General features: G+C 69.1%; 18 protein-coding genes and 1 tRNA gene. 15 read left to right on the top strand and 4 right to left on the bottom strand.

Translation table 11 applies throughout. The features are described from left to right. Nucleotides 1-89 precede the first annotated feature (89 nt). From hflK to ACEN96_RS20810, 6 genes are all read left to right on the top strand, one after another. On the top strand, nt 90-1,286 hold the full coding sequence (gene hflK / locus ACEN96_RS20835; RefSeq protein ID WP_495588650.1) for an FtsH protease activity modulator HflK: 1,197 nt from the start codon (nt 90-92) through the stop codon (nt 1,284-1,286). A 19-nt stretch (nt 1,287-1,305) separates the two neighbouring features. Then, nucleotides 1,306-2,202, top strand: a complete 897-nt coding sequence (gene hflC / locus ACEN96_RS20830) for a protease modulator HflC (RefSeq protein ID WP_495584972.1) — start codon at nt 1,306-1,308, stop codon at nt 2,200-2,202. Between the two features lie 76 nt (nt 2,203-2,278). Beyond that, on the top strand, nt 2,279-2,473 hold the full coding sequence (locus ACEN96_RS20825) for a DUF2065 domain-containing protein (RefSeq protein ID WP_495584971.1): 195 nt from the start codon (nt 2,279-2,281) through the stop codon (nt 2,471-2,473). A 168-nt stretch (nt 2,474-2,641) separates the two neighbouring features. After that, nucleotides 2,642-3,805 (top strand): ATP phosphoribosyltransferase regulatory subunit, encoded by a 1,164-nt coding sequence (locus ACEN96_RS20820; protein WP_495584970.1) that lies wholly within the window; start codon nt 2,642-2,644, stop codon nt 3,803-3,805. 53 nt (nt 3,806-3,858) lie between these two features. Beyond that, on the top strand, nt 3,859-5,196 hold the full coding sequence (locus ACEN96_RS20815) for an adenylosuccinate synthase (RefSeq protein ID WP_495584969.1): 1,338 nt from the start codon (nt 3,859-3,861) through the stop codon (nt 5,194-5,196). 71 nt (nt 5,197-5,267) lie between these two features. After that, nucleotides 5,268-5,789: a phosphoribosyltransferase gene (locus tag ACEN96_RS20810; protein WP_495584968.1), complete on the top strand. Its 522-nt coding sequence runs from the start codon at nt 5,268-5,270 to the stop codon at nt 5,787-5,789. 219 nt (nt 5,790-6,008) lie between these two features. Here the strand turns inward: ACEN96_RS20810 and ACEN96_RS20805 are convergent. Then, nucleotides 6,009-6,093, bottom strand: a tRNA-Leu gene (locus ACEN96_RS20805). Nucleotides 6,094-6,254: 161 nt separating this feature from the next. Here ACEN96_RS20805 and rnr point away from each other — a divergent pair. After that, on the top strand, nt 6,255-8,672 hold the full coding sequence (rnr, locus tag ACEN96_RS20800) for a ribonuclease R (protein ID WP_495584967.1): 2,418 nt from the start codon (nt 6,255-6,257) through the stop codon (nt 8,670-8,672). Between the two features lie 5 nt (nt 8,673-8,677). On the opposite strand, the gene ACEN96_RS20795 is transcribed toward rnr, so the two are convergent. Genes ACEN96_RS20795 through ACEN96_RS20785 form a run of 3 tightly spaced genes read right to left on the bottom strand, consistent with a single transcriptional unit; the run spans nt 8,678 to nt 12,812 of the window. Continuing rightward, nucleotides 8,678-10,192 (bottom strand): NAD(P)H-hydrate dehydratase, encoded by a 1,515-nt coding sequence (locus tag ACEN96_RS20795; RefSeq protein WP_495584966.1) that lies wholly within the window; start codon nt 10,190-10,192, stop codon nt 8,678-8,680. A gap of 45 nt (nt 10,193-10,237) precedes the next feature. After that, complete coding sequence (locus ACEN96_RS20790) at nt 10,238-11,443, bottom strand: FAD-dependent oxidoreductase (RefSeq protein ID WP_495584965.1); 1,206 nt, start codon at nt 11,441-11,443, stop codon at nt 10,238-10,240. Nucleotide 11,444: 1 nt separating this feature from the next. Then, complete coding sequence (locus ACEN96_RS20785) at nt 11,445-12,812, bottom strand: amidase (RefSeq protein ID WP_495584964.1); 1,368 nt, start codon at nt 12,810-12,812, stop codon at nt 11,445-11,447. A 202-nt stretch (nt 12,813-13,014) separates the two neighbouring features. On the opposite strand from ACEN96_RS20785, the gene rpsB reads away from it, so the two are divergent. From rpsB to rseP, 8 genes are all read left to right on the top strand, one after another. Then, a complete protein-coding gene (gene rpsB / locus ACEN96_RS20780; RefSeq protein WP_495584963.1) occupies nt 13,015-13,761 on the top strand; it encodes a 30S ribosomal protein S2 in 747 nt (248 codons plus the stop codon). A 119-nt stretch (nt 13,762-13,880) separates the two neighbouring features. Continuing rightward, nucleotides 13,881-14,777 (top strand): translation elongation factor Ts, encoded by an 897-nt coding sequence (gene tsf / locus ACEN96_RS20775; protein WP_495584962.1) that lies wholly within the window; start codon nt 13,881-13,883, stop codon nt 14,775-14,777. A 107-nt stretch (nt 14,778-14,884) separates the two neighbouring features. Further along, nucleotides 14,885-15,595, top strand: a complete 711-nt coding sequence (pyrH, locus tag ACEN96_RS20770) for a UMP kinase (RefSeq protein WP_343639499.1) — start codon at nt 14,885-14,887, stop codon at nt 15,593-15,595. A 51-nt stretch (nt 15,596-15,646) separates the two neighbouring features. Next, nucleotides 15,647-16,207 (top strand): ribosome recycling factor, encoded by a 561-nt coding sequence (gene frr / locus ACEN96_RS20765; RefSeq protein WP_495584961.1) that lies wholly within the window; start codon nt 15,647-15,649, stop codon nt 16,205-16,207. A gap of 13 nt (nt 16,208-16,220) precedes the next feature. Further along, the gene (uppS, locus tag ACEN96_RS20760) at nt 16,221-16,952 is read left to right on the top strand and encodes a polyprenyl diphosphate synthase (RefSeq protein ID WP_343639496.1); all 732 of its coding nucleotides are present in this window, start codon (nt 16,221-16,223) and stop codon (nt 16,950-16,952) included. 1 nt (nt 16,953) lies between these two features. Beyond that, the gene (locus ACEN96_RS20755) at nt 16,954-17,787 is read left to right on the top strand and encodes a phosphatidate cytidylyltransferase (protein ID WP_495584960.1); all 834 of its coding nucleotides are present in this window, start codon (nt 16,954-16,956) and stop codon (nt 17,785-17,787) included. A gap of 17 nt (nt 17,788-17,804) precedes the next feature. Beyond that, entirely contained in the window at nt 17,805-19,013 is a 1,209-nt protein-coding gene (gene ispC, locus ACEN96_RS20750) for a 1-deoxy-D-xylulose-5-phosphate reductoisomerase (protein WP_495584959.1), read from the top strand. 51 nt (nt 19,014-19,064) lie between these two features. Then, complete coding sequence (gene rseP, locus ACEN96_RS20745; protein WP_495584958.1) at nt 19,065-20,435, top strand: RIP metalloprotease RseP; 1,371 nt, start codon at nt 19,065-19,067, stop codon at nt 20,433-20,435. Nucleotides 20,436-20,438: the final 3 nt, after the last annotated feature.

Here is a 20,438-nt window from a genome sequence, read left to right as displayed (position 1 = left end):
TGAATCAAGACGATCGCCTGTCCGCCGCAGCCGGCGGACGTGGCCCGCAGGGTGGAACCGGTGGCCTGCGCCGCCGGCTGGGACTCTGGATGAGCAATGGCCGCAACGAAGGCCCGCCCGACCTGGACGAGCTCTGGCGCGACTTCAACCGCAAGCTGTCGCGTCTGTTCGGCGGCCGCGGCGGCAATGACGGCGGCGGCCCGTCGGGCAACGGCGGCGGCAATCTGCAGCCCGACATGAAGGGCGCGGGCATCGGCGTGGGTCTGGTGATCGGCGTCGTCGCGCTGGGCTGGCTGGCCAGCGGCGTGTTCATCGTGCAGGAAGGCCAGCAGGGCGTGATCACCTCGTTCGGCAAGTACAGCCGCACGGTGGACGCCGGCATCCAGTACCGGCTCCCGTACCCGTTCCAGGCGCACGAGGTCGTGTCGTTCACGCAGCTGCAGACGGTTGATGTCGGCCGCAATTCGGTCGGCCAGGCCTCGGGCCTGCGCGACTCGTCGATGCTGACGCAGGACGAGAACATCATCGACATCCGCTTCACCGTGCAGTACCGGCTGAAGGACTCGCGCGACTACCTGTTCGAGAACGTCAACACCGATGACGCCGTCACGCAGGCGTCCGAGTCGGCGGTGCGCGAGATCGTCGGCCGCAGCAACATGGACTCGGTGCTGTACGAGCAGCGCGACGCGATCGCGACGGACCTGGCGAAGTCGATCCAGGTGCAGCTCGACCGACTGAAGACCGGCATCCAGATCGTCAACGTGAACGTCAGCAGCGTGCAGCCGCCCGAGCAGGTGCAGGCCGCGTTCGACGACGCCGTCCGCGCCACCGCCGACCGCGAGCGCCTGAAGAACGAGGGCGAGGCCTACGCCAACAACGTGATCCCGCGCGCGCAAGGCCAGGCGGCCCGCCTGCGCGAGGACGCCGAAGCCTATCGCGCCCGTGTCGTCTCGTTCGCCGACGGTGACGCCCAGCGCTTCAAGTCCGTGCTGGCCGAGTACCAGAAGGCGCCGGCCGTGACGCGTGACCGCCTGTACATCGACACGATGCAGCAGGTCTATTCGCGTGTGACCAAGGTGATGGTGGATTCGCGCAGCGGGTCCAACCTGCTTTACCTGCCGCTGGACAAGCTCGTGCAGCAGTCACAGTCGGGCCAGGGCACGGTCACCACGACGGCTCCGACGCCGGTGATCCCGACCGATCCGGCCACCCCCGGCGCCAGCCCGCTGAGCACCGATCCGCGCTCGCGCGACAGCATGCGCAGCCGCGACCGCGACGGCCGCTGATCGACAGGAGCCCACAACAATGAATCGCATCGTCTCCGTCGTCGTCGGCCTGCTGATCCTGTTCATGATCGCCAGCTCGACGTTGTTCGTCGTCGACCAGCGCCAGTTCGCGGTCGTCTATTCGCTGGGCGAGATCAAGGAAGTGATCACCGAGCCCGGCCTCAAGTTCAAGCTCCCGCCGCCGTTGCAGAACGTGGTCTTCCTGGACCGCCGCGTGCAGACGCTGGACAGTGCCGATCCGCGCGCGATCTTCACCGCCGAGAAGAAGAGCATCGTCATCGACTGGCTGGTGAAATGGCGCATCGTCGACTCGCGCCAGTTCATCCGCAACAGCGGTCCGAGCATGCGCAACCTGGAGTCGCGGTTGAGCCCGATCGTGCAGGCCGCGCTGAACGAGGAAGTCACCAAGCGCACCGTGCGCGCGGTGCTCGCCACCGAACGCGAGAAGGTCATGCTCGACGTGCGCAAGCGCCTCGAGGAGGAGGCCAAGCAGTTCGGCATCGAGATCGTCGACGTGCGGGTCAAGCGCGTGGACTTCTCGGCCAGCATCACCGAGTCGGTCTACAACCGGATGAAGTCGGAGCGCGCGCGCGTCGCCAACGAGCTGCGCTCGACCGGTGCCGCCGAGGGCGAGAAGATCAAGGCCGATGCCGACAAGCAGCTGGTGATCATCACCGCCGAGGCCTATCGCGACGCGCAGAAGATCATGGGCGAGGGCGATGCCAAGGCCTCGGCGCTGTATGCGGATGCGTTTGGCCGCGACCCGCAGTTCGCGCAGTTCTTCCGCTCGCTGGACGCGTACCAGCGCTCGTTCCAGAACAAGAGCGACGTGATGGTGCTCGACCCGTCGAGCCAGTTCTTCAACACGATGCGCAACGGGGGCCCCGGCGCCCCGGCCGCCGCGCCGAAGAAGTGACCGCGGACGCGGCGCGCGGGTCCCTGGATCGCGCGCCGCGCCGCTCTTCCGCCGTCCGGCGGCAACTGGTGGGGGCATGCTCGACATGAGCGGCGACAAGTGGCTGGCGGCGCTGGCGCTGCTGCTGATCATGGAAGGGCTGATGCCCTTCCTGAACCCCGGCGCATGGCGGCAGCTGTTCGCCCGACTGTTGGCGATGAGCGACGGTCAACTGCGTTTCCTCGGGCTCGCCAGCGTGCTCTGCGGCGGGTTGCTGCTGTTGCTGCTCTGAGCGATGGTCCCGAGGGCGCGAGCACTCGCGGAACGGGATGAACCGGCTGGCGCGAAGCCTCGGTGAACCGTTGACGAATCCGCGCCGGGCCCGCGCGTCGGGGGCTGGGCTGCCGAGGTTCGCCGTGACCCCGGTACAATGCCGTTTTTAACCCCTCCCTGAACGTCCATGGCCTCTGCTTGGCTGCTGCCCGAGCACATTGCTGACGTCCTGCCCTCCCAGGCCCGCCGCATCGAAGAACTGCGGCGCGAATTGCTGGACATGGCGCGGACCTACGGTTGCGAGCTGGTGATGCCTCCGATGCTGGAGCATCTCGACTCGCTACTTTCCGGCACCGGCCAGGCGCTGGATCTCAAGACCTTCAAGCTTGTCGACCAGCTCTCCGGTCGCAGCCTGGGTCTGCGCGCCGACACGACGCCCCAGGTCGCCCGCATCGACGCCCACCTGCTGAACCGCGCCGGCGTGACCCGCCTGTGCTACTGCGGCCCGGTGCTGCACACCCGCGCCGAAGGCCTGACCGCGACGCGCGAGCCGCTGCAATTCGGCGTCGAGATCTACGGCCATGCCGGCCTCGAGGCCGATCTCGAAGCGCAGGAACTCGCGATCGACGCGATGCAGCGCGCCGGCCTGAGACATCTGGTGCTGGACCTCGGCGACGCGCGCCTGGTGCGCGGCGTGCTGGGCGATCACGCGCCGGGCGAGGACCGCCTGAACGCGCTGGTGGCCGCGATGGCCGCCAAGGACGCGGCGGGCGTGGCCGCTTTCTCCGACGAACTGCCGGACGACGTCGTCGCCGCGCTGCAGACGCTGCTGCGCCTGTACGGCGGCACCGAGGTGCTGGCCGACGCGCGCCGCGCGTTGCCGGCCAATGCGCTGGTCACGGCCGCGCTGGATGACCTGGAGTGGCTGATCCACCACCTGCGCGCGGCCTATCCCGACGTGCGCATCGGCGTGGACCTCGCGGACCTGCCGGGCTTCGGCTATTACAGCGGTGTCCGCTTCGCCTTGTACGCGGAGGGCGGCAGCGATGCGGTCCTGCGCGGTGGCCGCTACGACGAGGTCGGCGCGGTCTTTGGCCGCCGGCGTCCGGCGGTCGGCTTCAGCCTGGATCTGAAGACGCTGGTGGGGCTGATCCCCGCCACCTCGCTGCGGGCCGCGGTGCGCGCCCCCTGGGGCGAGGCGCCCGACCTGCGCGCGGCGGTCCGCCGCCTGCGCGAACAGGGCGAAACCGTGGTCTGCGTGCTGCCGGGCCACGAACAAGAGAACGACGAGTTCGAATGCGACCGCGAGCTGGTTCAGGCCGACGGTCAATGGGTGCTGCGATCGCTCTGAGCGACGCGATCCGCCCCTCCACCCCCTCAACCTCAAATCATCGGAAGAACGTCATGCAAAGCAGTGAGATCGCGCGCGGCCGCAACGTGGTGGTCGTCGGCACCCAGTGGGGCGACGAAGGCAAGGGCAAGGTCGTCGACTGGCTGACGGATCACGCGCAGGGCGTGGTGCGCTTCCAGGGCGGTCACAACGCCGGCCACACGCTGGTCATCAAGGGCGTGAAGACGGCGCTGCAGCTGATCCCCTCGGGCATCATGCGCGACGGCGTCGCCTGCTACATCGGCAATGGCGTGGTGCTGGACCCGACCCACCTGCTGTCGGAGATCGAGCGCCTGGAGAAGGCCGGCGTCGAAGTGCGTTCGCGCCTGTACATCAGCGAGTCCTGCCCGCTGATCCTGCCCTTCCACGTCGAGGTCGACCGCGCCCGCGAGGCGCTGCGCGAAAGCAGCGGCAGCGGCAAGATCGGCACGACCGGCAAGGGCATCGGCCCGGCCTATGAGGACAAGGTCGCCCGCCGCGCGCTGCGCGTGCAGGACCTGAAGCATCCGGATCGCTTCGCCAAGAAGCTCAAGGAACTGATCGAGCTGCACAACGTGGCGCTGTCGGGCTACCTGAATTCGAAGCCGCTGGAGTTCCAGCCGGTCTTCGATCACGCGATGGCGCTGGCCGACCAGATCAGGCCGATGATGGCCGACGTCGGCTACATGCTGCACAAGGCGCATCTGCGCGGTGACAACATCCTGTTCGAAGGCGCGCAGGGCACGCTGCTGGACATCGACCACGGCACCTATCCGTATGTCACCTCGAGCAACTGCGTCGCCGGCAACGCGGCCGCGGGCGCGGGCGTCGGTCCGCAGATGCTGCATTACATGCTGGGCATCACGAAGGCCTACGCGACCCGCGTCGGCTCGGGTCCGTTCCCGACCGAACTGGATTGGGAAACCCCGGGCACGGTGGGCCACCACCTGTCGACGGTCGGCCAGGAGCGCGGCACCGTCACCGGCCGCGCGCGCCGCTGCGGCTGGATCGATGCCGCCGCGCTGAAGCGCTCGATCATCATCAACGGCATCACCGGCCTGTGCCTGACCAAGCTGGATGTGCTGGACGGCCTGCCCGAGATCAACATGTGCGTGGGCTACGAGCTCGATGGCCGGCAACTCGACATCCTGCCGCTCGACGCAGACGAGATCGTCGCGTGCAAGCCCATCTACGAAGTCTTCCCGGGCTGGACCGAATCGACCTTCGGCATCACCCTCTGGGAGCAGCTGCCGGCCAACGCGCGCGCCTACCTGAAGCGCGTCGAGGAGGTGATCGGCGCCCCGATCGCGATGGTGTCGACCGGTCCCGACCGTGAGCACACCATCCTGCTGCAGCACCCGTTCCAGGCCTGAGCGACCGCTCGGACCCTGTCGTTTTTGTCTTATCCAGACCTGACCCCATTCTTCGCTGAGGAGCCTCCCCCATGCTGACCGACGACGGCAAACATCTGTACGTGTCCTGGGACGAATACCACCTGTTGATCGAACGCCTGGCGCTGAAGGTGCATGCCTCCGGCTGGGAGTTCGATCAGATCCTGTGCCTGGCGCGTGGCGGCATGCGGCCGGGCGACGTGCTGTCGCGGGTGTTCGACAAGCCGCTGGGCATCATGTCGACCAGTTCGTATCGTGCCGAGGCCGGCACGATCCAGGGCCGTCTGGATATTGCCAAGTACATCACCATGCCCAAGGGCGAACTGGCGGGCCGCGTGCTGCTGGTGGATGACCTGGCGGACTCGGGCGTGACCCTGAAGGCTGTGGTGGAGCGCCTGCGCGGGATGCCGGCGATCAGCGAGCTGCGCTCGGCGGTGATCTGGACGAAGAGTGTCTCGGAATACACCCCGGACTATTACGTCGAGATGCTGGAAACCAGTCCCTGGATTCACCAGCCGTTCGAAGACTACGATTCGCTGCGTCCCGACGCGCTGGCGAAGAAATTCGCGATCTGATGACCGAAGGGCTGACGATCTCAGCCCTTTTTTATGCTCCGCAGCAGTACCCGCAGCCCGAAGAAGCAGGAGACGCCGGTGCCCCTTGAAGCGAATGCCGAGCGGGCGCAGGCGTTTGAGCGGAAAGGGGCACTGGCGTCTCCTGCTTCGAGCGCAGTCCCCAGTGTCCCGGCAGGCCGTGAAATGAGAAAAGCCGGCGCGAGGCCGGCTTTTCGGATTTGGTGCCCAGGAGAGGACTCGAACCTCCACGGAGTTACCCGCTAGTACCTGAAACTAGTGCGTCTACCAATTCCGCCACCTGGGCAAGGTCAGAAGCTGGCTTCTCGAAAAACTGGCTCAAGCTACTTTGAAGTATTCTTGAGCCTTCAGTTTCTTCGAAACGCCAAATTGCTTCTGCGTTTCAGGAAAGACAAGGATTCTACTATCAAAAACTTCAAGAACGCAAGCCCCCCCAGCCATCAGCTGATGGGGGAGGTCGAAGGCACGGTGCAGGGTCACCGCGACGGGCATGGATTCCTGATGCCCGATGACGGCCAGCCGGATATCTATCTGTCCTCGCAGGAGATGCACGCCGTGATGCACGGCGATCGCCTGCGCGTGCGTGTCGTGCGCTACGACAAGCGCAACCGTCCCGAAGGCCGCGTGCTGGAGATCCTCGACCGGCGCAAGAAGCCGATCATCGGCCGCCTGTTGCTGGAGTCCGGCATCTGGCTGGTCGCGCCGGAGGACAAGCGCTACGGCCAGGACATCCTGGTGCCGAAGAACGCGATCGCCAATGCGGCCGCCGGTCAGATCGTCGCGGTCGAGCTCACCGAGCCGCCGTCGCTGTATTCGCAGCCGGTCGGCCGCGTGACCGAGGTGCTGGGCGAGATCGACGACCCCGGCATGGAGATCGAGATCGCCGTGCGCAAGTACGAGGTCCCGCACGCGTTCTCCGCCGACACGCTGGCCCAGGCCGCGAAGCTGCCGGACAAGGTGCGCGCCGTCGACATGAAGCACCGCGTCGACCTGCGCGACGTGGCGCTGGTGACCATCGACGGCGAGGATGCGCGCGACTTCGATGACGCCGTCTACTGCGAGCCTCACAAGCAGGGCCGGGGCAAGACCGCCTTCGCGGGCTGGCGCCTGCTGGTCGCGATCGCGGACGTCAGCCATTACGTGAAGCCGGGTGAGCCGCTCGATCGCGATGCCTACGAACGCGCGACCTCGGTCTACTTCCCGCGCCGCGTGATCCCGATGCTGCCGGAGAAGCTGTCGAACGGCCTGTGCTCGCTCAATCCCGAGCAGGACCGGCTCTCGATGGTCTGCGACATGCTGATCACCGAGGCCGGCGAGTTGCACGCCTACCAGTTCTATCCGGCGGTGATCAACTCGCATGCGCGCTTCACCTATACCGAGGTGGCCGCGATCCTGGGCAACACGCATGGCCCGGAGGCGCACAAGCGCAAGGCGCTGGTGCCGCATCTGCTGCATCTGCACGAGGTCTACCGCGCGTTGCTGTCGCAGCGCGCCAAGCGTGGCGCGGTCGACTTCGAGACCACCGAGACCCAGATCGTGTGCGACGACAACGGCCGCATCGAGAAGATCGTCCCGCGCACCCGCAACGAGGCGCACCGCCTGATCGAGGAGGCGATGCTCGCCGCCAACGTCTGCGCGGCCGACTTCATCGCCGGCGGCAAGCATGCGTCGCTGTATCGCGTCCACGAGGGACCGACGCCCGAGAAGCGCGGCACGTTGCAGGCCTACCTGCGCGCGCTGGGCATCGGCATGGGCATCAGCGACGACCCGACGCCCGGCGAGTACCAGGCCATCGCGCAAGCGACCAAGGACCGTCCGGACGCGCAGCAGATCCACACGATGCTGCTGCGCTCGATGCAGCAGGCGATCTACACGCCGTTCAACTCGGGCCACTTCGGCCTCGCGTACCAGGCCTATACGCACTTCACCAGCCCGATCCGGCGCTATCCGGACCTGCTGGTGCACCGCGTGATCAAGGCGCTGCTGGGATCGAAGAAGTACGCGCTCGACGCGCACAAGATGGACGCGGCGAATCCGCTGCCCAAGCGTCCCGGCAAGCCGCAGGCGAAGACGCCGAGTCCGGCCACCGCCACGACCGAGGCCGAGCGCTGGGAGATCGTCGGCGCCCATTGCAGCGCCAACGAGCGCCGCGCCGATGAAGCCTCGCGCGATGTCGAGGCCTGGCTGAAGTGCCGCTTCATGCGCGACCACCTTGGCGAGGAATTCGCCGGCACGGTCAGCGCGGTGACGACCTTCGGGCTGTTCGTGCAGTTGGACGCGCTGTATGTCGAGGGCCTGGTGCACATCACCGAGCTGGGCGGCGAGTACTTCCGCTTCGACGAAGTCCGTCAGGAGCTGCGCGGCGAGCGCACCGGCATCCGCTATGCCACCGGCGCGCGCGTGCAGGTGCAGGTGAGCCGCGTCGACCTGGATGGGCGCAAGATCGATTTCCGCCTGGTCCGCGAGCAGGACGAACACCGCCTGCTGCGTGGCGCGATGCGCGACAAGCACGGTGAGCGCCAGGGCGACGGCAAGCGTCCGGGGAAGAAGCAGGACAAGCGTGCCGACCAGCGCGGCGATCAGCGCGCGCGCCGCGAGGCGGCCGCCGCTCCAGCCGCCACGGTGGAGCCGATGCCGCTGCCGCCGCCCGATCCGCCCACCGCCGTCGACGCGCTCGAGCGCATCGAGCAGGCGGATCGCGTGCTGAAGTCCGAGCGCCGCAAATCGGCGCGCGCGACCAAGACCGCGACCACCCATCCGGTGCAGGCGGTCAAGCGCACCGCGCGCAGTTCGGCCAAGTCCGTCGCCGCGAAGGGCAGCGGCGCGCCCGCGGCGAAGACGACGCGGCGCAAGCGCGGCGCCTGATCGCGTCAGGCGGCCGGCGCGTGCCGGCTGGCCATGGCCTCGATGAGGTCGGCGGCGAGCAGGGGGCCGCGATGGTCCTCGGCCGCCGCCCCGTGCCAGGCGACTGCCGCGCATGCCAGATCGTGCGGCGCGATGCCGGGCGATTGCGCCCAGAGGCCGCCGATCCAGCCCGCGAGCACGTCGCCGCTCCCCGCGGTGGCCAGCGCGGACGAGCCGGTGCTGTTGATCGACAGCCGCCGGCCGCGCGTCACGACGATGCTCCCTGAACCCTTGAGCACCACGGTGGCCTCGAAGCGCAGCGCCAGCTGCGTCGCGGCGTTCAGGCGATCGGCCTGGACGTCGGCCGCGGAGCTCAGGCCCAGCAGTCGCGCTGCTTCGAGTGGGTGCGGCGTCAGCACCGTTTGCCAGGCGTGCGCGGCGCGCTGCCTGACGGCGGCTTGCAGCGACTCGTCGCTGGCGATGAGGTTGAGCGCGTCGGCATCGAGCACGACCCGCGTCGCGCCATGCAGCACGGTCGACAACGCAGGCCCGATCGCGGTGCCGCCACCGCAGCCGCACACGGCGACCACGTCGCGCCATTGCGCGGCCGGCGCGTGCCAGCGCGCGAAGTCCCAATGCATCAGCTCGGGCCGGGCCGGCCAGGGCTGGCCGTCGTCCCCCGGGAGCGCCGCGTAGACACGGCCCGCGCCCGCGGCGAGCGCCGATGCCGCCGCGAGCCAGGCGGCGCCGCGCATCGACGGCGCGCCGCCGAGCACGACGACATCGCCGTTGCGCCCCTTGTGGCTCGTGGCCGCGCGCGCGTGCCTGCGCTGCCACTTGGTGATGCGCGACCTGCCGAAGAGCAGGCCCACGCCGTCCTCGCCGACCGGCACGCCGAGGTCATCGAACCAGAGACGGCCGGCGAGCGCGCGGCCCTCGCCAGTGACGAGGCCGGCCTTCAGCGTCAGGAAGGTCAGGGTGTGATCGGCGCGCACGACATCGGCGCCGAGTGGCCGCCCGGTGCGGACGTCGATGCCGCTGGGGACGTCGATGGAGAGGATGGTCGCGGAGGTCTGCCGCAGGCGATCGATGGCTTGGATCGCGCTGGCGATCTCGCCTTCGGGGGCTCGGCTCACGCCCAGGCCGAGCAAGGCGTCGATGACGACATCGGCCCATCGTGGCGCCTGACTGATCACCCGATGCGGCGCCAGGCCCGCCGCGCGGGCGGCCGCCAGCGCGTGCGCGGCGTCCGACCCCGTCCTGGGTTCGGGTCCGGTGAGGATGACCTCGACGGTCCATCCCAGCGCCGCGAGATGCCGTGCCGCGATGAGCCCGTCGCCGCCGTTGTTGCCGGGCCCCGCGAAGACGACCGCGTGGCTGCCGAAAGGCTTGATCGCCAATGCCAGGCGGGCCACCGCGAGCCCCGCGCGCTCGATCAGCGTGCGCGGTGGATGCAGCGACAGCGCAGCGGCCTCGATGCGCCGGCTCGAGGGCGCGTCATGCAGGGACCAATCGTGGGAAGTGGGGAGCACCGGCAGCATGGCGCCGACTCTATCCCGGCCTTCCCGCGGCGTCCCTTCGTCCCTTCACTTGAGCCGGCCAGGCTCCAGCAACGCGGCGTCGATGCCGGGATCCTTCTTCGCCAGCCGCGCGGAGAGCAGCTGCGCGGCGGCGCCGGCCATGGTCCAGCCATGCTCCCCATGGCCGATGTTGAGCCACACGCCGGGCAGGCCGGACTCGCCGATCAGCGGCAGCTCATCGGGCAGCATCAGCCGCGAGGCCTTCCAGCGCTGCTGGCCGGCCGCGAGCAGCGCGCCGGGGAACCAGTCGTGCGCGGCCTGATGGAGCGCTCCCATCGATTGGCCGTCGGGCTGGGCCGAGGAGCCGCCGAGCTCGTTGGCGCCGCCGACGCGCACGCGCTGGCCGAGCCGGGTGAGGCTGACGCCCAGGCTCATGTCCAGGACGCTCGCGCGCGGACCGAGATCCGGATGCGCCTCGAGCTGCCGCAGCGGCGCCGTGAGCGTGTGCGTGTGCACCCTGCCCCAGGGCAGCTTCAAACCCTGCGCCGCGAGCAGCGGCGCCGCGCCCTTGCCGGCGCAGACCAGCACGGCGTCGACGCGCAGCGGCTCCCGGGCCGCGACGTGGACGGCGGGCTGGCTGCCGGGCTCGATGCGCAGCACGTCGGTGTTGAAGTTCCAGCGCACGCCCAGGCGCTGCGCCTCCAGCTTCAGCGCCTGGCTGAACTGGCGCGCGTTGGCCACCTCGTCCTGCGACAGCAGGATGCCGCCATGCAGCGCCGTTTCCGGGTTGAGGCCGGGCTCGTGGGCACGGCAGCCGTCGGCGTCGAGCTCGCGATGCGGCACCTGGCGGGCCTGGAGCCGCGCCAGCAGCGGCGCGGCGGACTTGTAGTCCTTGGCGGTGCGCCACAGCAGCAGCACGCCGGCCTCGCGTTCGACCTCCATCTTCAGTTCGCGCCGCCATACGGCCATCACCGCCTGGCCGCGCAAGGCCAGGGCATGCAGCGCCTCGGGCATCGCCGCCGCGCCGCGCGCGCGGCCGGCGCGCCAGTGCGCGAACTTCCAGCCCATCTGGCCCGGCTTGCCGCGCCAGGCCAGCGGCAGTTCCGGCCGCGCAGCCATCAGGCCCGGCGCGATCAGCCCTGGCGGCGCGAAGCTCGCGCCGGTGGCGACGCTGGTGTCGCGCTCGAAGACGTGGACCTCGTGACCCTGCAGCGCCAGTTCATACGCGCTGGTGACGCCGGCCAGGCCGGCTCCGATGATCGCGATCCGCATGTCAGCGCGCTCCCGCCGGGTGCGCCGCGGCCAGCGCGGCTTCCACGCGGGAGGCGGCGCCCAGCACCGCGCCGTCGCGCAGCGCCGGCGCCCACAGCATCAGGCCGACCGGCAGCTCGCCGGGATGCTCGCAGGGGAGGGAGATCGCGCAGCCGTCGAGCAGGTTCACGACGGCGGTGTTGCGCAGCAGGCGCGCGTTGGTGGCAAAGAACAGGTCGTCGCTGTGCAGCAAGGGGGCGATCTCCGGGGCTTGCAGGGGAACGGTGGGGCTCAGGAAGGCGTCGATGTCCCGCATCGAGGCGCTCATGTCGTGGATCCAGCGCTGGCGGGCGTCCAGCAGCGCCTGGTAGGCGGGCGGCGTGATCGCCGCGCCGCGGCGGATGCGCTGCGCGACGCGCGGGTCATAGCGGTCGCCGCGTTCGGCGAGGCGCGCATGGTGCCATGCCCAGGCCTCGGCCGCGGTGATGCCGCCCTGCGTTTGCAGTTCCGCCACACGGGGCAGGGCGGGCAGCGCGCGCTCCTCGATGCGGGCGCCGGCGGCGCGCAGCGCCGCGATGGCGCGCTCGAAGGCCGCGGCGACCGCGGGCTCGAGCTCGTCCTGCATGAAGGTGGGCGTGATCGCGAGCCGCCAGGCCGGCAGCGGCCGATCATCGAGATCGACGCGAGCGCCGCTGAGCACGCCATGCAGCAATGCGGCGTCGCGCACCGAGCGCGTGATCGCGCCGGCGGTGTCCAGCGAGGGGGACAGCGGCACGCAGCCTTCGAGCGGCACGAGCCTCGCCGTGCTCTTGAATCCGACCAGGCCCTGGAGCGCGGCCGGGATGCGCAGCGATCCGCCGGTGTCGGACCCGAGCGCGGCCCACGCGGCACCCGTCGAGACACTGACGGCGCCCCCTGACGTGGATCCGCCGGGGATGCGGTCGAGCCCATCGACGGCGTGTGTCACCGGATTCCGGGGCGTTCCGTGGTGGGGATTGATGCCGACGCCGGAGAACGCGAACTCGCTCAGGTGGGTGTGACCGATCAACGCGGCGCCCGCGGCCCGCAGCCGCGCGACGGCGGGGGCGTCCCGCGCGGCGGCGGGCGCGTCGCTCATCGCGGCGGAGGCGGCGGTCGTCGGATGGCCGGCGACATCGAACAGATCCTTCACCGAGACCGCCAGTCCGCCCAGCGCCGGGCGTGGCTCGCCGCGAGCCGCGGCGGCGTCGCAGGCCTGGGCGGCGGCGCCCGCCTCGACATCGAAGCGGCGCAGGAAAACCTGGCCGCAAGCCGGCGACGCGGCTCGCGCGAGGCTCTCGTCCAGCAGGGTGCGCGCATCGGTGCGGCCATCGCGCAGAGCGGCCAGTGCCTCGGTCAGGTCGATCGACATGCAGAAACGGGTTATACTCGTCGGGTTTTTCCCGGATACGCCAGCCAAGGGGGTTGGAGTCCGGTGGGAACGCGGAGTGCAGACAGTGGTTTCAAGCCCGTCGCACGTCGCAAATTCGCGGATCCGGCGAATCAAGGTGTTGCAACGTTCAATCAGACGTCGCAATTCGTGCCGGATTCTAGAACCAACCTTCGGAGTACTTATGTCCGTCACGATGCGTGAGATGCTGGAAGCCGGCGTCCATTTCGGCCACCAAACCCGCTTCTGGAATCCCAAGATGGCCCCGTATATCTACGGCCATCGCAACAAGATCCACATCATCAACCTCGAGAAGACGCTGCCGGCGTTCGAGGAAGCCCTGAAGTTCGTGCGCCAGCTGGCCTCCAAGCGCGGCACGATCCTGATGGTCGGCACCAAGCGCCAGGCCCGCGACATCGTCGCCGCCGAAGCCGAGCGCGCCGGCGTCCCGAGCGTCAACCAGCGCTGGCTGGGCGGCACGCTGACCAACTTCAAGACGGTCAAGACCTCGCTGAAGAAGCTCAAGGACATGCAGACCCAGGTCGACGCCGGCACCCAGCCGTCGATCAAGAAGGAAGCCCTGATGTTCCAGCGCGATATCACCAAGCTGGAAAAGAACATCGGCGGCATCCAGGACATGGCCGCGCTGCCTGACGCGCTGTTCGTCATCGACGTGGGCTACCACAAGATCGCCGTCGCCGAAGCCAAGAAGCTGGGCATTCCGGTCATCGGCGTGGTCGACACCAACCACAGCCCCGAAGGCATCGACTACGTGATCCCGGGCAACGACGACTCGGCCAAGGCCGTGGCGCTGTATGCCAAGGCGGTCGCCGACGCCGTCCTGGAAGGCCGCGCCAACGCGTCCAATGACGTCGTGGCCGCCGTCGCCGCCGAAGGCGACGAGTTCGTGGAAGTGAACGAAGGCGCCTGATCCAGGCCCTGGCCCGCCACGGGCGACGACAAGGGGGCTGATTCAGCCCCCTTCGTCCAACCAGATTCAGATTTCAGCGGTGCCGGGTCGTTCCGGCGCCGCGACACACGGAGATTGAAATGGCAGCAATTACCGCAAGCATGGTCGCCGAGCTGCGCGCCCGCACCGATGCTCCCATGATGGAGTGCAAGAAGGCGCTGACCGAAGCCGAGGGCGACCTGGTCCGCGCTGAAGAGATCCTGCGCGTCAAGCTGGGCAACAAGGCCGGCAAGGCCGCCTCGCGCATCACCGCCGAAGGCATCGTCGCCGCGGCCGTGAAGGGCAACGCCGGCGCGCTGGTCGAAGTCAACTGCGAAACCGACTTCGTCTCCAAGAACGACGCCTTCCTGGCCTTCGTCAACGCGCTGGCCGGCATGATCGCCGAGTCCAACCCCGCCGACATCGCCGCCCTGTCCGCCCTGCCGCTGTCGCAGGAAGGCTTCGGCCCGACGGTCGAGGACGTGCGCAAGGGCCTGATCGGCAAGATCGGCGAGAACATGACGATCCGCCGCTTCAAGCGCTACGAAGGCGCCAAGCTGGCCTCCTACCTGCACGGCACCCGCATCGGCGTGATGGTCGAGTTCGACGGTGACGAAGTCGCCGCCAAGGACGTCGCGATGCACGTCGCCGCGATGAAGCCGGCCGCGCTGTCCTCCGCCGAAGTCCCGGCCGAGCTGGTCGAGAAGGAACGCAAGATCGCCACCGAGAAGGCCGCCGAGTCCGGCAAGCCGGCCGAGATCGTCGCCAAGATGGTCGAGGGCTCGGTGCAGAAGTTCCTGAAGGAAGTCTCGCTGCTGGACCAGGTCTTCGTGAAGGCCGCCGACGGCAAGCAGACCGTCGCCGGCATGCTCAAGGACAAGGCCACGACGGTGAAGTCGTTCACCCTGTACGTGGTGGGCGAAGGCATCGAGAAGAAGGTCGACGACTTCGCTGCCGAAGTGGCTGCCCAGGTGGCCGCCGCGAGCAAGCAGCAGTAAGGCTCGCGACTCAAAAAGGGCGCCTCTGGCGCCCTTTACACTTGTGCGCTTGCGCTTGCCGGCGCAGGTCAGACACTCTCTCCATCGGCTGTATCGACGAGGTAACAATGCCCGCCCACAAACGCATCCTGCTCAAGCTTTCCGGCGAAGCCCTGATGGGCGACGACTCCTACGGCATCAACCGCGCGACGATCGTTCGCATGGTCCAGGAGATCCAGGAAGTGACGCAGCTCGGCGTCGAGGTCGCGGTCGTCATCGGCGGCGGCAACATCTTCCGCGGCGTGGCGGGCGGCTCCGTCGGCATGGACCGGGCGACCGCCGACTACATGGGCATGCTGGCGACGGTGATGAACTCGCTGGCCCTGGCCGACACGATGCGCCAGGAAGGCATGACCGCCCGCGTCATGTCGGCGATCGCGATCGAACAGGTCGTCGAACCCTACGTGCGCCCCAAGGCGCTGCAGTATCTGGAGGAAGGCAAGGTCGTCGTCTTCGCCGCCGGCACCGGCAACCCCTTCTTCACGACCGACACGGCCGCCGCGCTGCGCGGCGCGGAAGTGGGCGCCGAGATCATGCTCAAGGCGACCAAGGTCGACGGCGTCTACACGGCCGACCCGAAGAAGGACCCGACGGCGACGCGCTACGCGCGCATCAGCTTCGACGAGGCCATCAGCAAGAACCTGCAAGTCCTGGACGCGACCGCCTTCGCGCTGTGCCGCGACCAGAAGCTCCCCATCAAGGTGTTCTCGATTTTCAAGCCGGGCGCGCTCAAGCGCGTCGTCATGGGCGAGGACGAAGGCACCCTGGTGCACGTCTGAGCGGGCTCGCGCGTTGAAGACGGCGCCGACCCATTGATCGAGGAAAAGAACATGAGCACTGCCGACATCAAGAAGAACGTGGAAGCCAAGATGGCCAAGTCCATCGAGGCGTTCAAGAACGAACTGCAGAAGATCCGCACCGGCCGCGCCCACCCGGGCCTGCTGGACCAGGTGCACGTGGACTACTACGGCTCGATGGTGCCGATCTCGCAGGTGGCCAACGTCACGCTGCTGGACGCCCGCACGGTCAGCGTGCAGCCCTGGGAAAAGGGCATGGGCCAGAAGATCGAGAAGGCCATCCGCGAGTCGGACCTGGGCCTGAACCCGTCGTCGCAGGGGGACCTGATCCGCGTGCCGATGCCGCCGCTGTCGGAAGAGCGCCGCCGTGACCTGGTCAAGGTCGCCAAGGGGGCCGCCGAGGACGCGAAGGTGGCGGTGCGCAACCTGCGCCGCGATGCCAACGAACAGGCGAAGAAGATGGCCAAGGACAAGGCCATCACCGAGGACGACGAGCGCCGCAGCCAGGACGAGGTCCAGAAGCTGACCGACAAGGTCGTCACCGAGATCGACAAGCTGCTCTCGGCCAAGGAAGCCGAGATCATGGCCGTTTGAGCGTCGCGTCCCTGTGAGCGCCGACAGCAAGGCGGGAGTGCCCCGCCATGTGGCCATCGTCATGGATGGCAACGGTCGATGGGCGAAGAAGCGCTTCCTCCCGCGCTTCTTCGGTCACAAGCAGGGCGTGGACGCCCTGGTGCGGGTGGTGCAGGCCTGCATCGATCGCGAGATCGAGTACCTGACGGTCTTCGCCTTCTCGAGCGAGAACTGGAAGCGGCCCAGCGACGAGGTGTCCGGCCTGATGGGCCTGGTGCTTGCGGCGGTGTCGCGCTACCTGGCGCGCATGGGCGCGATGGGCGTGAGGATCCGCATCGTCGGTGACCGCGAGGCGGTGTCGGACAAGCTCCGCGCGGCCTGGGCCGAGGCCGAGAATTCCACCGCCCACAACAGCAAGCTGACGCTGAACGTCGCGTTCAACTACGGTGGCCGCTGGGACATCGTCCAGGCCTGCCGCAAGGCGATCGAGGCGGGCGTGCCCGCCGCCGAGCTGACCGAGGCCAAGCTGTCCGAATTCATGGCGATGAGCTATGCGCCGGATCCCGACCTCTTCATCCGCACGGGCGGCGAACTGCGCATCAGCAATTTCATGCTCTGGCAGACCGCGTACACGGAGTTCGTCTTCTCGGACTGTCTGTGGCCCGAATTCGGCGAGGCGCAACTGGACGAGGCCATCGCCGCGTTCCGGGCGCGCGATCGCCGCTTTGGTGGCGTGAACGTTCCGGGCGTCGCCCAGGAGGCTTGAGATGCTGATCCAGCGCGTGATCACGGCCCTGGTGCTGCTGGCGATCCTGTTGCCGGCGCTGTTCGCGTCGAACCCGGTCTGGTTCGCGCTGCTGACGCTGGTGATGATCGCCGCGGCCGGGTGGGAATGGTCGCGGCTGAACGGCCGGCCGGGCGCCGCGGCGGTCGGCTTCGGCGCGGTGCTCGCGGCGCTGTGCGCGGGCACGTTCCATCTCGTCGGCTTCGGCGTGCCGGCCTGGTGCTGGTGGCTGGCCGGCGGCGTCTGGGTGCTCGGCGGCGTGCGCGCGCTGGCCGCGGGCGTCGCGGGCTGGCCGAAGATCTCGCCAGCGCTGCGGCTGGCCCTGGGCGCGGTGCTGCTGTGGGCCGCCTGGCTCGCGCTCATCGTCGCGCGGGCCCGTGGCATCAACTTCCTGCTGTCGGCGATGTGCCTGGTCTGGGTGGCCGACATCGCCGCCTACTTCGCCGGCAAGGCCTTCGGCAGACGCAAGCTGGCGCCGGCGATCAGCCCGGGCAAGAGCTGGGAAGGCGCGATCGGCGGCCTCGTCGGCGTGATCGTGCTGGGCGTGGTCTGGGTGCATGTCATCGACGTGCGCGTGCCCGTGGATTCGGCCTCGCTGTACAGCGTGCTGGTGCGGCGCATCGGCGTCGTCTCCCTCCTGGCGATGGTCTTCCTGTCGGCGATGAGCGTCGTCGGCGACCTCTTCGAATCCCTGGTCAAGCGCGCCGCCGGTGCCAAGGACAGCAGCCAGCTGCTGCCCGGCCATGGCGGCGTGCTCGACCGTGTCGACGCGTTGCTGCCCGTGCTGCCGCTGGCGCTGGCGCTGGCCTCCCTCTGACCTTCCGGACCTTCCCGATGAGCTCCCTCCACCATCGCCCGCAGCAGGTCTGCGTGCTGGGTTCCACCGGCTCGATCGGCACCAGCACCCTCGACGTCATCGCCCGCCATCCGGACCGCTATCGCGTCTTCGCGCTGTCGGCGATGAGCCGCGTCGACGACCTGGCCGCGCAATGCGTCCAGCACGCGCCCCGTTTCGCGGTGCTGCCCGATGCGGCGTTGGCGGCGCAGTTGCGCGTGCGGCTGCGCGAGGCGGGCTCGCGCACCGAGGTCCTCGACGGCATGGCCGCGCTGAGCGAGATCGCGGCGCACCCTGACGTGGACGCGGTGATGGCCGCGATCGTCGGCGCGGCCGGCCTGGCCCCGGCCATGGCCGCGGCGCGTGCCGGCAAGCGCCTGCTGCTGGCCAACAAGGAGGCCATCGTGCTGGGCGGCGCGCTTTTCATGCATGCGGTGGAGCAGGGCGGTGCGACGCTGCTGCCGGTGGACTCCGAGCATTCGGCGATCTTCCAGTGCCTGCCCGAGGACCGCGCCACCTGGGCCGACCGCATCGATCACATCGTGCTGACCGCCTCGGGCGGCCCGTTCCGCCAGCGCGATCCGGCCACGCTCGCCGACATCACGCCCGATCAGGCCTGCGCGCATCCGAACTGGGTGATGGGGCGCAAGATCTCCGTCGACTCGGCGACGATGATGAACAAGGCACTCGAGGTCATCGAGGCGCGCTGGCTCTTCAACCTCCAGCCCGAGCAGATCAAGGTGCTGATCCATCCGCAGAGCATCGTGCACTCGATGGTCGTCTGCCGCGACCACTCGGTGCTGGCGCAGCTGGGGACGCCTGACATGCGCGTGCCGATCGCCTATGCGCTGTCCTTCCCGGAGCGCATCGAATCGGGCGCCGGCATGCTCGACCTGCTCAAGGCGCCGAACCTCGCATTCGAGGAAGCCGACGAGCGGCGCTTCCCCGGCCTGCACCTGTCGTGGCAGGCGCTGCGCGCGGCCGAGGGCAGCACCGCGGTGCTCAACGCGGCCAACGAGGAGGCGGTCGCCGCCTTCCTCGACGGTCGACTTCGCTTCGATCACATCTGCCGCGTCAACCGCGAAGCGCTCGACGGCGTGATGCCCGAGGCCGGCGAGGTCGACAGCGTCGAGGGCCTGCTGGCGCTCGACGCGAGAGCCCGCCGGCAGGCCAGACAGCGGATCGCGGCGCTGGCCGCGACGGCCTGACCCTCCGGCCTTCCGTCACCCCGCCCCAGCCCACGATCCAGGACGTCCGCGATGTTTTCCCAAGTCCTCTACTTCCTCGTCACGCTGGGCATCCTCATCGTGATCCACGAGTGGGGCCACTACCGTGTCGCCCGCGCCTGCGGCGTCAAGGTGCTGCGCTTCTCGGTCGGCTTCGGCCGCGTGCTGCTGCGCCGGCGCAAGTCGCCCGAGGACACCGAGTTCACGCTCAGCGCGATCCCGCTGGGCGGCTACGTCCGCATGCTCGACGAGAGCGATGGCCCGGTGGCGCCAGACCAGCTCTCCCAGGCCTTCAACCGCAAGACGCTGTGGCAGCGCGCGGCCATCGTGGCCGCCGGTCCTGCGGCCAACCTGATCCTGGCGGTGCTGCTGTTCGCGGCGGTCGGCTGGATCGGCCGCGAGGAGCCCAAGGCCGTGATCGGCTCGCCGGTGGCGGGCGGCCTGGCCGAACGCGCCGGCCTGCGCGCCGGCGACTGGATCCAGGCCTGGTCCGCCGACGGCCAGGAGTGGGAGGACGTGCGCTCGATGCCGGACTTCGGCTGGCAGCTCGCGCGGGCGGTCGCGGACAAGCGGCCGCTGCTGCTCAGCGTCGGCGACACCGCCGGTCATGGCGCGCGCACGCTGCGCCTGGACACGGACCAGTTGCCGAGCCGCGACTTCGACGACCGCACCGCGCAGGCGATCGGACTGGGCGGCGTGTTCTTCGAGCCGGTGCTCGGCGAGGTCACCGATGGCGGGCCGGCGCAGAGCGGCGGCCTGCACCCCGGCGACCGGCTGCTGCGCGTCAATGGCGAGGCGGTGCCGGACTTCGCGTGGTTCGTGCAGCGCGTGCGCCGCGCGCAGGTCGATGGCAAGGCCGAGACGCTGCGCATCGAATTGCGGCGCGATGGCGAGGTCCTCGAGCGCGAGGTCACGCCCTCGATCGAGGGGACTGGCGATCAGCGCGTCGCGCGCATCGGCGCGGGTTTCGCGATCAAGCCGGCGATGGTGACGGTGCACTACGGCCCGGTCGATTCGATCAGGCAAGGCCTGACCCGCACCTGGGACCTGAGCACGCTGACGCTCAAGACGCTGGGCCGCATGCTCATCGGTGAAGCTTCGGTAAAGAACCTGAGCGGACCGCTGACCATCGCCAAGGCCGCGGACCAGTCGGCGAGCCTCGGGCTGGCCGCGTTCCTGAGCTTCCTGGCCGCGGTCAGCGTGAGCCTGGGCGTGCTGAACCTGCTGCCGCTGCCGATGCTCGATGGCGGACACCTGATGTATTATCTTTTCGAGGGTTTGAGCGGCCGCCCTGTCTCTGAGCGGTGGCACAAGCAGCTGCAACGCGCAGGTATCGCCGTCGTGCTGCTGATGATGAGCCTGGCCCTTTTCAACGATCTGACCCGTACGCTGGGTCTGCACTGAAGC

The sequence above is a fragment of the Roseateles sp. Mitsp63 genome (assembly GCF_059491535.1).
The sequence above is the reverse complement of the archived record's forward strand: the minus strand, read 5'-3'. Positions and strand labels throughout refer to the sequence as shown.

Excerpts from the sequence above, each read along its gene's own strand:
- ACEN96_RS20815 (WP_495584969.1), top strand. The coding sequence starts at position 3,859 with ATGCAAAGCAGTGAGATCGCGCGCGGCCGCAACGTGGTGGTCGTCGGC.
- ACEN96_RS20790 (WP_495584965.1), bottom strand. The coding sequence starts at position 11,443 with ATGCGGATCGCGATCATCGGAGCCGGCCTGGCCGGCGTCACCAGCGCG.
- ACEN96_RS20820 (WP_495584970.1), top strand. The coding sequence starts at position 2,642 with ATGGCCTCTGCTTGGCTGCTGCCCGAGCACATTGCTGACGTCCTGCCC.
- pyrH (WP_343639499.1), top strand. The coding sequence starts at position 14,885 with ATGCCCGCCCACAAACGCATCCTGCTCAAGCTTTCCGGCGAAGCCCTG.
- ACEN96_RS20795 (WP_495584966.1), bottom strand. The coding sequence starts at position 10,192 with ATGCTGCCGGTGCTCCCCACTTCCCACGATTGGTCCCTGCATGACGCG.
- ispC (WP_495584959.1), top strand. The coding sequence starts at position 17,805 with ATGAGCTCCCTCCACCATCGCCCGCAGCAGGTCTGCGTGCTGGGTTCC.
- rseP (WP_495584958.1), top strand. The coding sequence starts at position 19,065 with ATGTTTTCCCAAGTCCTCTACTTCCTCGTCACGCTGGGCATCCTCATC.
- frr (WP_495584961.1), top strand. The coding sequence starts at position 15,647 with ATGAGCACTGCCGACATCAAGAAGAACGTGGAAGCCAAGATGGCCAAG.
- tsf (WP_495584962.1), top strand. The coding sequence starts at position 13,881 with ATGGCAGCAATTACCGCAAGCATGGTCGCCGAGCTGCGCGCCCGCACC.
- ACEN96_RS20755 (WP_495584960.1), top strand. The coding sequence starts at position 16,954 with ATGCTGATCCAGCGCGTGATCACGGCCCTGGTGCTGCTGGCGATCCTG.
- ACEN96_RS20810 (WP_495584968.1), top strand. The coding sequence starts at position 5,268 with ATGCTGACCGACGACGGCAAACATCTGTACGTGTCCTGGGACGAATAC.
- rnr (WP_495584967.1), top strand. The coding sequence starts at position 6,255 with ATGGGGGAGGTCGAAGGCACGGTGCAGGGTCACCGCGACGGGCATGGA.
- ACEN96_RS20825 (WP_495584971.1), top strand. The coding sequence starts at position 2,279 with ATGCTCGACATGAGCGGCGACAAGTGGCTGGCGGCGCTGGCGCTGCTG.
- rpsB (WP_495584963.1), top strand. The coding sequence starts at position 13,015 with ATGTCCGTCACGATGCGTGAGATGCTGGAAGCCGGCGTCCATTTCGGC.
- hflC (WP_495584972.1), top strand. The coding sequence starts at position 1,306 with ATGAATCGCATCGTCTCCGTCGTCGTCGGCCTGCTGATCCTGTTCATG.
- hflK (WP_495588650.1), top strand. The coding sequence starts at position 90 with ATGAGCAATGGCCGCAACGAAGGCCCGCCCGACCTGGACGAGCTCTGG.
- ACEN96_RS20785 (WP_495584964.1), bottom strand. The coding sequence starts at position 12,812 with ATGTCGATCGACCTGACCGAGGCACTGGCCGCTCTGCGCGATGGCCGC.